The organism is Bradyrhizobium paxllaeri, assembly GCF_001693515.2.
In the GTDB taxonomy this organism is placed as follows: Bacteria; Pseudomonadota; Alphaproteobacteria; order Rhizobiales; family Xanthobacteraceae; genus Bradyrhizobium; species Bradyrhizobium paxllaeri.
Genome location: NZ_CP042968.1, coordinates 1 through 12,522, shown reverse-complemented (window position 1 = coordinate 12,522; position 12,522 = coordinate 1). Strand labels below are relative to the sequence as shown.

Genomic DNA, 12,522 nt, shown 5'->3' with positions numbered 1-12,522 from the left:
CGAACAAGAAATCAGCCGCCGAGCTGACCCTTGGTGGAAGGCACCTCGCCGGCGTTGCGCGGATCGATCGCAACCGCGGCACGAAGCGCCCTCGCCAGACCCTTGAAACAGGATTCGGCGATATGATGGCTGTTCTCGCCATATAAGGTCTCGACGTGCAAAGTCACGCCGGCGTTGATGGTGAAGGCGTTGAACCATTCGCGCACCAGCTCGGTGTCGAACTCGCCGACCTTGTCGCGCGGAAAATCGACCTTGAACACCAGCACCGGCCGGCCGGAAATGTCGATCACGACGCGCGACAGCGTCTCGTCCATCGGCATGTGGATCGAGGCATAGCGGGTGATGCCCGCCATGGTGCCGAGCGCCTGTTTCACGGCCTGCCCGAGCGCGATGCCGACGTCCTCGGTCGTGTGGTGGTGGTCGACATGGAGGTCGCCATCGGCCTTCACGGTGATGTCGATGCGGGAATGCCGGGCCAGCAGATCGAGCATATGGTCGAAAAAGCCGATCCCGGTCGAAACCTTGGACACGCCTGATCCGTCGAGGTTCACCGCGACCTCGATGTCGGTTTCCTTGGTCTTGCGCTTGATGGACGCTGTGCGCATGAAAACTGCTTCCCTTGGGCCGTTTGGGGGCCGAAAACGCCGCCCTTTTAACAGGCCGATGTCACCTTCGCTACTGCGGGATGACGCTTACAGGACCGAACTTCGGCCTATGGTGACCGGAATCACGGCCCATTTTGTTCTGACGCGTTTTCTTTACGCGAACCGGTCCCCACTTCGCTCGAAAACGCTACAAATGCCGCGATTGTAACCCTCCCCGCCAGCCCCTAAATCTGACGGGAACGAGGACAATCCATGCAAGCATCTGAAAGCAACCTGCCGATCTGGCACGGCACCACGATTTTGACGGTCCGCAAGGGCGGCAAGGTGGTAATCGGCGGCGACGGCCAGGTCTCGATCGGCCAGACGGTCATCAAGGCCAACGCCAAAAAGGTCCGGAAAATCGGCAAGGGCGACGTGATCGGCGGCTTTGCCGGGGCGACCGCCGACGCCTTCACCCTGTTCGAACGGCTGGAAAGCAAGCTCGAGCAGTATCCGGGGCAATTGACCCGGGCGGCCGTCGAACTCGCCAAGGACTGGCGGACCGACCGCTACCTGCGCCGGCTGGAGGCGATGATGATCGTTGCCGACAAGGACGTCTCGCTGGTCCTGACCGGAACCGGCGACGTGCTGGAGCCGGAAGCGGGCGTGATGGCGATCGGCTCCGGCGGCAATTACGCGCTGGCTGCCGCCCGCGCCCTGGTCGAGACCGACAAGGACGCCGAGACCATCGTGCGCCGCGCGCTCGATATCGCGGCCGACATCTGCGTCTACACCAACCGGAACGTCACGATCGAAACGCTCTGAGGACGCGCCCATGGCATCGGAATATACCTTCCGCCCGATGACGGCCGCCGACCTCCCACTAGTCCGGCACTGGCTGGCGCAACCGCATGTCGCCGAATGGTGGCATGATCCGGAGACCTTTGAGTTCGTCAGCGGCGACCTCGACCATCCCGACGTAGCGCAGTTCATTGTCACGCTGGATGGTCGTCCTCTCGGCTATCTGCAATGCTATCAGATCGGCGAATGGCACAGCGGCCTTGGACCGCAGCCTAACGGCACAAGGGGAATCGACCAGTTTATCGGCGAAGCCGATAAACTTGCGCTCGGTCACGGATCGGCTTTCATCCGCTCTTTCATTGAACGGTTGATGAAGAAGGGCGTACCGCGGATCGTGATTGATCCGAGTCCGACCAATTCGCGTGCGATCAGGGCCTATGAGAAGGCCGGCTGCCGTCGCGTGTGCGAAGTGGTCACGCCCGATGGTCCGGCGCTGCTGATGATGCGCGATGCGTGATACAAGGCAGGCGATGTTGGATAAATCCTATCGGTTTCGTTCGATGACATCAGCCGATCTGCCGCTGGTCCGGCGCTGGCTGGCCGAGCCGCATGTCGTGCAATGGTGGGGCGATCCGTCCGAACAGTACGACCTGGTCAGCGGCGATTTGAACGAACCGGCGATGGATCAGTTCATCGTCTCGGCCGGAGGTAGCGATTTCGCCTATCTGCAGTGCTACGACCTGACCGCGTGGAATTCAGGTTTTGGCCGGCACCCGAAAGGCACCCGCGGTATCGACCAGTTCATTGGCGAGCCCGGCATGGTCGGGCGCGGACACGGTTCGGCATTCATTCGCGCCTTTGTCGACGAGCGCCTGAGCAAGGGCGCGCCGCGCATCGTCACCGATCCCGATCCGGCCAATACAAGGGCCCTGCGGGCCTACGAGAAAGCGGGCTTTGAAAAAGTCGGGATGGTCGATACACCTGATGGCCCGGCTTTATTGATGGTCCGCAACGCATGACCTCGACCAGCAGCATCGACAAGGTACCCTTCCTCCGCACCCTTTCAGGCTGGCAATGGCTGTCGATCGCCATCGCCATCCTCGCAGCCCAGGCCGCCATCCTGTACGGGATGGGACGGTTGCCGATCTGCGCCTGCGGTTATGTCAAACTCTGGCACGGCGTGGTGCAGAGTTCGGAAAACTCCCAGCACATCGCCGACTGGTACACGCTGTCGCACATCCTGCACGGCATCCTGTTCTATGGCGCGGCCTTCCTCGCGTTCCCTCGCCTTGCCTGGCAGGGACGCCTGATCCTTGCCATGCTGGTCGAAGGCGGCTGGGAACTGGTCGAGAATTCCGACTGGATCATCAACCGCTACCGCGCCGCAACGATCTCGCTGGATTACTTCGGCGACACCATCGTCAACTCGATCTCCGATTCACTCGCGATGATCGGCGGATTCCTGCTGGCAAAAAGGCTGCCGGTAGCCGTCACCATGGCGCTGGCGCTGCTGTCCGAGCTGGTGATGGCGCTGCACATTCGCGACAATCTGACGCTCAACATCATCATGCTGATTCATCCCTTCGAGGCGATCAAGCTATGGCAAAGTGGGCCACCGATCATCTGATCTGCCCCACCTGCGGCTTGTTCTCGCAACATTGGACGCCTACCTAGGACACATGACCGACTTTTCTCCCCGTGAAATCGTCTCCGAACTCGACCGCTTCATTGTCGGCCAGGGCGACGCCAAGCGCGCGGTCTCGATCGCGCTCCGCAACCGCTGGCGGCGGCTGCAGCTCACCGGCAATTTGCGCGAAGAGGTGCTGCCGAAAAACATCCTGATGATCGGGCCGACCGGCGTCGGCAAGACCGAGATCGCGCGACGGCTGGCGAAACTCGCCGGTGCGCCGTTCCTCAAGGTCGAGGCGACAAAATTCACCGAGGTCGGCTATGTCGGCCGCGACGTCGAGCAGATCATCCGCGATCTCGTCGAGGTCGCGATCATTCAGGTGCGCGAGCGCAAGCGCAAGGACGTGCAGGCCCGCGCGCAGCTCGCCGCCGAAGAACGCGTACTGGATGCACTGGTCGGGCCGGCCTCAAGTCCCGCCACCCGCGATTCCTTCCGCAAGAAGCTGCGCGCTGGCGAGCTCAACGACAAGGAAATTGAGATCGAGACGCAATCCTCCGGCGGCATGCCGATGTTCGAAATCCCGGGCATGCCGGGCGCGCAGATGGGCGCGATTTCGATCGGCGATATCTTCGGCAAACTGGGCGGGCGAACCAAGACCCGCCGGCTGACGGTGGAAGGCTCGCATGAGATTCTCGTCAACGAAGAGTCCGACAAGCTGCTCGATAACGACCAGCTCGTGCTGGAAGCAATTGCCGCCGTGGAAAACAACGGCATCGTATTCCTCGACGAGATCGACAAGATCTGCGTGCGCGAGAACCGGCTCGGCGGCGACGTCTCGCGCGAGGGCGTGCAGCGCGATCTGCTGCCGCTGATCGAAGGCACGACCGTCACGACCAAGCACGGCGCGGTCAAGACCGACCACATCCTGTTCATCGCCTCGGGCGCGTTCCACATCGCAAAGCCTTCGGACCTGCTGCCGGAGTTGCAGGGCCGCCTGCCGATCCGCGTCGAGCTGGAGGCGTTGAGCCGCGACGACATGCGCCGTATCCTAACCGAGCCGGAGGCGTCGCTGATCAAGCAATATGTCGCGCTGATGCAGACGGAAGGCGTCACGCTTGATATCACCGACGACGCCATCGATGCGCTGGCGGACATCGCCGTCGCCGTCAATTCGACGGTCGAGAACATCGGCGCGCGCCGGCTGCAGACGGTGATGGAGCGCGTGCTCGACGAGATTTCCTTCGCCGCGCCGGATCGCCATGGCGAGACCATCAAGGTCGACGCCGAATATGTGCAGAAACACATCGGCGATCTCGCCAAGAACTCGGATCTGAGCCGGTTTATCTTGTAGCCGAGGACCAACGCCGTAGCCCGGATGGAGCCAACGGGTCGCGCGAACGCGCGCCCGATGACAGTTCCGCGGAATAGGGGACGGTGATTATACGGATTACGCCTCGCTCCATCCGGGCTACATTGTCATAGCCATAGGAGTCTATTGTGGGCTTCGGCTGAGGCCGATATTCCGTTTGCGACCACTGCCGATGGTTATGGGGGCCCTGCGCCCGTGCGCAATTGCGCACCAGCCAGGGACGAGGGGCTGGGCGACTAATGAACCTGCGTATCCGGGAAAAGCCGTGGCGCTTGATGCTTGCCATCAATGCCGCCGTGCTCTTCGGGGTATTCCTGCACAAGATCTCGCTGCCGCCCTACGTCCCCTACATCCATCTGCTGGCCGATTATCATTTCGGCTTCGCCAAGCGCGCGCTGATCGGCGCGATCGTCGCGCTGTTTACGGCGAAGGTGCCGGTGTGGCTGGTGTTCGGGCTCGGCGGCGCGGTCTGGCTGGCCACGGCCGGACTGTTCGTTCAGCTCTTCCGGAAGACGTTCGATTTTGATGAGAAGCATTTTCCGCTGTTCATCTTCATGGCGGGCTCGCCGTTCTTCCTGAAGAATTTCATGCATACGCTCGGGCATTTCGACATCTATGGCTGCCTGTTCGCGATCTGCCTGCTGTTGATACCAGCCCGCTCGCTTGCCTATGTGCTGCTCGCGGCGCTGCTCTCGGCCACCCTTATCCTGATCCACCACATTCATCTCTTGATGTATGTGCCGACCATCGCCGCCATCGTGGTGCTGCGCTACTACCTGATGCAAAGCGCAAGTCGGCTGAGCATTGCCGTCGGACTCGCATCACTCGCCGCCGTTGGCGCGCTTTTCATTGCGGCACAATTCTACGGCACGATGGCGGTGCCGGAGACGGAGTTCGTCGCGTATCTGCAAGGTCGGATGGCGGATCCGTCGCGAGCGGACCTGCTGAGCTTTGGCTATATCTGGTATCAGCCGCTCACGAAGGAAATTCTGGATACATGGCAGCGCCTGCCGCACAATCTTCTCGGCATTCCGGTATTCGCGTTTTTGATCTGGCTGCACGCGCCGCTCTGGCAATACTTTGATCGGCTGATCGACGCGCTTTCCGTTGACGCGCATCGTCGCATCGTCCGCGCGGTAATTGTCGTGATCACGCTCGGCTACCTCATCATGTTCGCGATCGTGTTCGACTATTCCAGGTGGATTTCGAGCTGGGCGGTGTGCCTGTTCCTGATCCTCCACGCGGTAAAAATGCTGCCTGCGAAAGCGGCGCAACCGATATCGGCCGAGGATCGGAAGACGCTGGCGCGCGGCTGGGTCGCGACACTGATCCCGCGTGTCGGGATCGTGCGGCCATTCTGAAAGATCTAGAGCATGGTCCGGAAAAGTGGGTACTCGGTTTTCCGAGAAGATCATGCTCCAATCAAAGAGATAGAGCGGGATGACGATTCGAAGAAAAGTCATCACGCTCTAGAATCGCGCCCGCCGCACCCGGACGTACAAGGCGCCCTCGCCGCCATGGCCGATATGAGCTTCCTCGAAGCCGACCACCAGCGAGCGGAATTCCGGCAGGCCGAGCCACTGCGGCACCTGGCGGCGCAGCACGCCGCGTTCGGATTCTGCGCCCATCTTGCCCTTGCCGGTGATGATCAGCACGAAGGTCAGCCCGTCATGATGGGCGCGTTGCAGGAAGCCGAGCAGCGCACGATGCGCTCGCGTCTGCGTCATGCCATGCAAATCGAGCCTTGCATCGATCTCCTTGCGGCCGCGCGACAGGTGCGATCGCTCGCGGCGGCCGATCGGCGCCAGCGGCGGCGGCTCCGGCTTTGAAGGCAGAACGATCCGTGCCGGCGCGACATGCTTTGGCGTAGCGGCGGGTTTCGGCGTGATTTTGCTATTGGCTTCGGTTGACGCAACCGACGGCTTCGCGACGCGGTGGCGCTTGCGCAGCGGCTTGACCTGCTTGGCGACGCTCTCCCAGAGCGCGCGCTCCTCCTCGCTCAGGCCGCGCTTGCGTCGTGCTGGCTCCGGCAGTTCGGGTATCAGGCTGGAAGAACGGCGCTTCATCGACGGTGGCGATATCGGCGCAGGTGACGCGGCTGTGGTGAAACTGCTTCAACTTTCGGCCGCGGCTCGGGAAGCGGTACCGGCGTTGCCACCGCAGCCTGGACCGCCGGCGCTTGCGAAGGCGCGGCTCCGGGCGGCGGGGCCGCAGGCTTGGCGCTGGTTGCGGCGGTAACGTCCGGCGGCGGCTTCGCAGGATTCTTCGACGGATCGGTTTGCGGAAACAGCTTCGCAATCTGCTCGGACGGCCGCGGGTCGGGCACCGGCATCTTGCGGCCGAGCGCGCCGGGATCGAGGCCCTTCGGCACCAGCATCACAAAGCGCGCATTGTGACGGAGGCGGCCGGCAACCTTGCCGGCATCGAAACCGGCGCCAAAATAAAGGTCGGCGCGCGCGGGACCGACGATGGCGGAGCCGGTGTCCTGCGCGATCATCAATCGGCGGAACGGCGTCTTTGAAAGCTCCGATTCGATCGGCAGCTCACCTTCGATGAAGAACGGCGTGCCATAGACGTGCAGCGCCTTGTCGACCGCGATCGACCGGCCCGGCGTCAGCGGTACGCCCTGGGCGCCGACCGCCTCGTCCTTGTCGGAAAGCTGCACCTCGCGGAAAAAGACGTAGGACTTGTTCTGCCGCCGCAGCTCGTCGGCCTCATTGGGATTCTGCTCCATCCACTCCCGAATCTTCTGCATCGACATCTGATCCTTGGGGATGATGTTGCGCTCGATCAGGATGCGGCCGACCGCCGTATAGGGATAGCCATTATGGGCGTCGTAATTGATGCGAAGGGTGGAGCCGTCGTCGAGGCTGACCCGCGCCGAACCCTGGATCTGCGAGAACAGCAGGTCGGTCTGTTCCTTCAGAAAACAAATTTCGAGGCCGCGGTCGGCAATCGCTCCATCCTCGATCTCGGCACGATTGTAGTAAGGCACGAGCTTGCGACGGCCGATCTTGCGGAACACCTGGCCTTTGTTGGGCAAGCCGACCGAACCCTGCGTGGTGCCGCGGACGAACAGGTTCGACGGCCGGCGATAGACCGGCACCTTGTAGACCTCGTTCTCCGTCCGTGAGCCATCGACGATGGGTTCGTAATAACCGGTGACAAAACCCTCGCCTTCGCCAAGCCGCGAAATGCGCACGGGAACAAAGTGCTCTTCGAAAAACGCCTTGGCCTTCACACCGTCTGATAGTTCGAGACCCTTGGCGACACGGCAGGGATCGCGCAGCGAGGTGCCGAGTGCCTTCGGATCGGCAGGCGGCTTTTGCTGCGCCGCTATCGGCCTGCAGCTGACCCGAAATGCCTTGTAGGCCGCAAGATGATCATCCTCGCTCCAGCCCGCGATCTGTGACCAGGCGACGGGCGCATACTGGCCGCCGTTGATCTGAAACGGGAGTTCAAGCTCCGGATATGGCAGGTGACGGACGGGTGGCGCCGGCTGCGACGGCTTTTGCGAACGCGCATGACGCGCGGCTGCGACATCCGCCGGAGCCAGCAACCACGCCAAAGCGATCACGCCAAACGCGAGCCTCGCAAGGCCCGGCGAATTAGCCCGCGCTTCCGGTGCCAACCAGCTTCCAGTTCGGATCGCGAGAGCTCGTGTCGCGGGCGAATGTCCAGACATCGGTGATATCGGCGACCTTATCGGGGTTGCCATCGACGATGGCGCCGGTCTTGTCGCGGGTGACCGAGATCATCTGCGACACGAAGCGAACCGTCAGCTGCGCTGCGCGGTCGCGGGCTTCCGCGCTCACCAGCTCGGCCTTGTCGATCGAGACAAACCGCGTTTCGGTCTTCTGCTCGTGCTTCTCGCGATCCTTGATCACAGCCTCGAAGCTCTCATAGACCTCGCTGGACAAGAGATCCTTCAGCGCGCGGCGGTCGCCATTGGCGAAGGCCAGCACGATCATCTCGTAGGCGCTGCGGGCGCCGGAGAGGAAGTGTTTTGGATCGAACGCGGAGTCCTGGGCGGCGATACCGTCAAGACCTGCGGCGAGCGGCGTGCCCGGCTCGGCAATGTCCTTCCAGCGATCGGCCGGAGCGACATCGGCGTTCGGCGCCATCGGTGCCTGGTCAATGACGGTGCCCGGCATCGGAACGACGTTATTATTGTCCTGCGTCCGTTGCGCGACATTGGGCGCGGCCCGGTCATAGGGCCGCTCGCTCCCGGTGCGCTGGCCGAGGACGCTGCGCAGGCGCAGGAAGATAAAGACCGCCAGCGCCAGGAAAATGATGGTGTAGATATCCACGTCGTCTTCGCTTTCTGGTTCTAGCGCCGGCAACGGGCCCGGCGGTCGAGCGTTCCCTGATGAAAGGTTCTCTTGCGAGTTTTCCCTGGGAACGGGAGATTACATCATCGATTGAGACTGCTGCATGTAGGCATGAAACTAAGCCCGGCCAATGGCGCGTTTTGGCGCGGGTCAATTGTAGCGCGTTTTGGCCGCGAGGGGAAACCCGATCGCATCAGGAAATCACGCATATTCAATAATTTAGGTTGCGTATTGGCCCTCCGGTGGAGAGGTATTAGGCATATCCGCCACAAATTGGCCGTCGGGCAGCTCCACCGCCGGACCGTCGTCCTTGTGGAACGAGCCGGGGCTATGATAGCCACTCGCCCGGAAAACGCATTCAGACGAACCCGGGCCGCGCTCGCGAAGCGCTTCAGGAGAGATTTTCATGACCAACGGCAACGGCGCGCCTTCCGAGCAGGCCCCTCCCCAGCTCAATGTGCTGGCCCAATACACCAAGGACCTGTCGTTCGAGAATCCGAACGCGCCCTCCTCGCTCGCGCCGCAACAGCAGCAGCCGGCGATCAACATCCAGATCAACGTCGGGGCGAACAATCTCGCGCAGAACGAGTTCGAAGTGACGCTCTCGATCGAGGGCAAGGCTGAAAATGGCGGCAAGGTGATGTTCAGCTTCGAACTCGCCTATGCAGGCGTGTTCCGCATCGTCAACGTTCCGCAGGAACAGCTTCATCCGCTGGTCATGATCGAATGCCCGCGGCTGTTGTTCCCGTTCGCGCGCGAGATCATCGCAACCGCCGTGCGCGATGGCGGCTTCCCGCCCCTGATGCTCGATCCCGTCGATTTCGTCGGCCTGTACCGTCAGAACATGGAACGGCAGGCTGCGGCACAGGCCGCTTCCGGCGCAAAGCCGAGCTGACCGGGCAAAGACGGCGCGCAAAACAAAATTGCGAAAACAACCCCATGCAAAGTAGGGTAAGCCCTGCTTTGCGGCGCTCGGGGATGCGAGATGGTCGCCTGAATTAGCCGGCGGCCAGCAGAAAATCGTTCCAGATCGGCTTGTCGCCCAAGGTGGCGACAAAGGCGCGATGGACCTCGCGGTCCGCGTCGGTGATTCGCGGCGCCAGCGGCACGTCGCGCTGCCGGCGTGGCGTGTCGCCTGCTCCGCTGGTGATCGTGACGCGGGTTTCCGACGCCAGGATCAGTTGCGACTGCCGCGCCCCGATCAGGTCGATATAGACCTCGGCCAGCAGTTCAGCGTCCAGCAACGCGCCGTGCTTGGTACGGCGGGAATTGTCGATCGAATAGCGCGAGCAGAGATCGTCCAGCCGATTCGACACACCCGGATGTTTGCGGCGCGCCAGCAGCAGCGTATCGACCAGCCGCTCCCGCAAGATCGGCTGCCGCTTGATGCGGTCGAGTTCGGCATTGATGAAGCTGATGTCGAAAGAGGCGTTGTGAATCACCAGCGGCGCATCGCCGATGAATTCCAGGAACTCTTCGACCACCTCGGTGAACAGCGGCTTGCTGGCGAGGAACTCGGTGGACAGGCCGTGCACATCGAATGCTTCGGCCGGCATGTCGCGCTCGGGATTGATGTAGCGATGAAACGTCTGCCCCGTCGGCATGCGGTTGAAGATTTCGATGCAGCCGATCTCGACCAGCCGATCGCCGCGCAGCGGGTCGAGGCCTGTGGTTTCGGTATCGAGAACGATTTCACGCATGGATCTAAGCAACCGCAGTTCGCGGCGAATCAGGCTCGCCGTTGCGGCATCTTAACGACCTCGGCCAGAATGTCGCGAATGGCGGTCCGCACCGGGTCCAGTCCGTGCGAGGTATCCACCACGAAATCCGCCCGCTTGCGCTTTTCGGCATCGGGCAATTGCCGCGCCAGAATGGCGTCGAGCGCCTCTGACGTCATGGTGCCGCGTGCCAAAATTCGTTCGCGCTGGGTCGCCGCATCGGTCGAGACCACAACCACGGCATCGACGCGTTTCTCGCCGCCGGTTTCGAACAGTAACGGGATGTCCATCACCACGACCGACGCGCCGGAGCGTTCGGCGTCGTCGAGGAATTTCTTGCGGGACGCGCCGAGCATCGGGTGAACGATTCCCTCGAGCTGCTTGATGGCGGCGGGGTTATGCACCACCTTGGCGGACAATTTGGCGCGATCGACCTTGCCGTCGACCGTCGTGCCGGGAAATGCCGCCTCGATCGCCGGCGCCGCCTCGCCTTCATAGATTTTGTGAACGGCGGCATCAGCGTCGTAAACCGGCACGCCCGCCTCGACGAACAGCTTTGCGGTGGTGGATTTTCCCATCCCGATCGAGCCGGTCAGTCCGAGAATACGCATTCAGATCGCCGTTTCCGTTCTAGACATTAAGCAGGCCCTCGCCGCGCAGGAATGCCAGCAGCGGCAACAGCGGCAGGCCGAGAATGGTGAAATGATCGCCCTCGATCCGTTCGAACAGATGCACGCCCAGACCTTCGAGCTGATAGGCGCCGACGCTGGTCGTGACCGCCTCGCCCGCCTGATCAAGATAGTTTTCGATCTCGCTGTCGCTCAAATGCCGCATCGTCATTCTGGCAACGCTGACATCGCAAAACCCTATCTTGCCGTCGCGGGCAGCCGCAACGGCGGAGTGCAGTTCATGCGTCTGGCCGGCAAGCAGGCGCAATTGATCCGCCGCCTGTGCGCGGCCGGTCGGCTTGCTGAACAGCCGGCTTCCCAAAGCCAGGGTCTGATCGGCGCCGACGACATGGCGGCCGGGATTTTTTGATGACACGAACTGCGCCTTTTCGCGCGCCAGCAGACCCGCGATTTCGCCAGGCGATGAAAGGCCGGAATTGCTCTGAAGCGCGCGCTCGTCGATATCAGCCGGAACGGCCTTGAAGGGAATGCCGGCGTTCGCGAGCAAAGTTTGCCGTGCACGGCTTTGCGAAGCGAGAATCAGCAGATCTTTTTCGCGCCAGATGGTCATCGCATCAGCTTCATTCCGGCAGCCGCTGTCGCTGTCGATCGGTGAACAACTTCAGCACTGCGGCGGCAGTCTCCTCGATCGAGCGTCGCGTGACGTCCAGCTGCGCCCAACTGAATTTGGCGCTCAGCTTCCGGGCATAGGCGACTTCATCGGCCACGGACTGACGATCGATGTAATCATCGTTGGGCGTATCGGCGCCCATGCTCAGCAGACGATTTTGCCGGACCTGGATCAGCCGCTCCGGTGTGGCATGCAGGCTGACAACCAATGGCTTCTTCAATGTCTCAAGCTGGTGCGGCAGCGGAATGCCCGGCACCAGCGGCACATTCGCGGTACGGACGCCGCGGTTGGCGAGATAGATCGAGGTCGGCGTCTTCGAGGTGCGGGACACGCCGACCAGCACCACGTCGGCCTCCTCCAGGCCTTCGACGTGCTGCCCGTCGTCATGCATCATCGTGTAGTTCAAGGCATCGATGCGCTTGAAATATTCCGCGTTCAGAACGTGCTGGGCCCCTACCCTGCCCGTCGTTGCCGCACCGAGATACGCTTCGAACAATTGCATCACCGGCCCAATGATAGAGAGGCTCGGGATATTGATGTCCCTGCATTTGGCTTCCAGCCGGCCGACCAGATCTTTTTCCAGCAGCGTAAAGAGCACGATGCCCGGCGCCTCCTCGATCTCGTCGAGCACGCGGTCGAGCTGCTTCTGACTGCGCACCAGCGGATAGACATGTTCGACCGCCGTCACGTTCGCGTACTGCGCAGCGACCGCGCGCGCCACCGTGATCAGCGTCTCGCCGGTCGAATCCGAGACCAGATGAAGATGAAAATAGTTGCCGGTCGTGGGCAC

Annotated in this window: 15 protein-coding genes; 7 read left to right on the top strand and 8 right to left on the bottom strand. The window is 62.1% G+C overall.

Annotated elements, in window-relative coordinates; all coding sequences use genetic code 11:
• Window positions 1-11 precede the first annotated feature (11 nt).
• On the bottom strand, window positions 12-605 hold the full coding sequence (gene hisB, locus LMTR21_RS00075) for an imidazoleglycerol-phosphate dehydratase HisB (RefSeq protein WP_065755614.1): 594 nt from the start codon (window positions 603-605) through the stop codon (window positions 12-14).
• Window positions 606-857: 252 nt separating this feature from the next.
• On the opposite strand from hisB, the gene hslV reads away from it, so the two are divergent.
• From hslV to LMTR21_RS00045, 6 genes are all read left to right on the top strand, one after another.
• Entirely contained in the window at window positions 858-1,409 is a 552-nt protein-coding gene (gene hslV / locus LMTR21_RS00070; RefSeq protein ID WP_057862238.1) for an ATP-dependent protease subunit HslV, read from the top strand.
• A gap of 10 nt (window positions 1,410-1,419) precedes the next feature.
• Entirely contained in the window at window positions 1,420-1,902 is a 483-nt protein-coding gene (locus LMTR21_RS00065; RefSeq protein ID WP_065755613.1) for a GNAT family N-acetyltransferase, read from the top strand.
• A 13-nt stretch (window positions 1,903-1,915) separates the two neighbouring features.
• Window positions 1,916-2,404 (top strand): GNAT family N-acetyltransferase, encoded by a 489-nt coding sequence (locus LMTR21_RS00060; RefSeq protein ID WP_065755612.1) that lies wholly within the window; start codon window positions 1,916-1,918, stop codon window positions 2,402-2,404.
• Window positions 2,401-3,012 (top strand): DUF2585 domain-containing protein, encoded by a 612-nt coding sequence (locus LMTR21_RS00055; protein ID WP_065755611.1) that lies wholly within the window; start codon window positions 2,401-2,403, stop codon window positions 3,010-3,012. The genes LMTR21_RS00060 and LMTR21_RS00055 overlap by 4 nt, the downstream gene beginning before the upstream one ends.
• Before the next feature lie 52 nt (window positions 3,013-3,064).
• Window positions 3,065-4,366, top strand: a complete 1,302-nt coding sequence (gene hslU, locus LMTR21_RS00050; protein ID WP_065755610.1) for an ATP-dependent protease ATPase subunit HslU — start codon at window positions 3,065-3,067, stop codon at window positions 4,364-4,366.
• A gap of 257 nt (window positions 4,367-4,623) precedes the next feature.
• The gene (locus tag LMTR21_RS00045; protein ID WP_065755609.1) at window positions 4,624-5,745 is read left to right on the top strand and encodes a hypothetical protein; all 1,122 of its coding nucleotides are present in this window, start codon (window positions 4,624-4,626) and stop codon (window positions 5,743-5,745) included.
• Window positions 5,746-5,853: 108 nt separating this feature from the next.
• Here the strand turns inward: LMTR21_RS00045 and LMTR21_RS00040 are convergent, their stop codons facing one another.
• From LMTR21_RS00040 to LMTR21_RS00030, 3 genes are read right to left on the bottom strand one after another with little or no spacing between them, the layout of a single operon-like run.
• On the bottom strand, window positions 5,854-6,450 hold the full coding sequence (locus LMTR21_RS00040; RefSeq protein WP_065755608.1) for a Smr/MutS family protein: 597 nt from the start codon (window positions 6,448-6,450) through the stop codon (window positions 5,854-5,856).
• Entirely contained in the window at window positions 6,447-8,015 is a 1,569-nt protein-coding gene (gene mltA / locus LMTR21_RS00035; protein ID WP_065755607.1) for a murein transglycosylase A, read from the bottom strand. The genes LMTR21_RS00040 and mltA overlap by 4 nt, the downstream gene beginning before the upstream one ends.
• Entirely contained in the window at window positions 7,993-8,694 is a 702-nt protein-coding gene (locus tag LMTR21_RS00030; protein WP_065755619.1) for a Tim44/TimA family putative adaptor protein, read from the bottom strand. The genes mltA and LMTR21_RS00030 overlap by 23 nt, the downstream gene beginning before the upstream one ends.
• 427 nt (window positions 8,695-9,121) lie before the next feature.
• On the opposite strand from LMTR21_RS00030, the gene secB reads away from it, so the two are divergent.
• A complete protein-coding gene (gene secB, locus LMTR21_RS00025; protein ID WP_065755606.1) occupies window positions 9,122-9,610 on the top strand; it encodes a protein-export chaperone SecB in 489 nt (162 codons plus the stop codon).
• Between the two features lie 103 nt (window positions 9,611-9,713).
• Here the strand turns inward: secB and dnaQ are convergent, their stop codons facing one another.
• From dnaQ to LMTR21_RS00005, 4 genes are read right to left on the bottom strand one after another with little or no spacing between them, the layout of a single operon-like run.
• Entirely contained in the window at window positions 9,714-10,415 is a 702-nt protein-coding gene (gene dnaQ, locus LMTR21_RS00020; RefSeq protein ID WP_065755605.1) for a DNA polymerase III subunit epsilon, read from the bottom strand.
• 29 nt (window positions 10,416-10,444) lie between these two features.
• Entirely contained in the window at window positions 10,445-11,044 is a 600-nt protein-coding gene (gene coaE / locus LMTR21_RS00015) for a dephospho-CoA kinase (RefSeq protein ID WP_065755604.1), read from the bottom strand.
• Window positions 11,045-11,063: 19 nt separating this feature from the next.
• Complete coding sequence (locus LMTR21_RS00010; protein ID WP_065755603.1) at window positions 11,064-11,672, bottom strand: Maf family protein; 609 nt, start codon at window positions 11,670-11,672, stop codon at window positions 11,064-11,066.
• A gap of 10 nt (window positions 11,673-11,682) precedes the next feature.
• Window positions 11,683-12,522: a pyruvate, water dikinase regulatory protein gene (locus tag LMTR21_RS00005; protein WP_057834502.1), complete on the bottom strand. Its 840-nt coding sequence runs from the start codon at window positions 12,520-12,522 to the stop codon at window positions 11,683-11,685.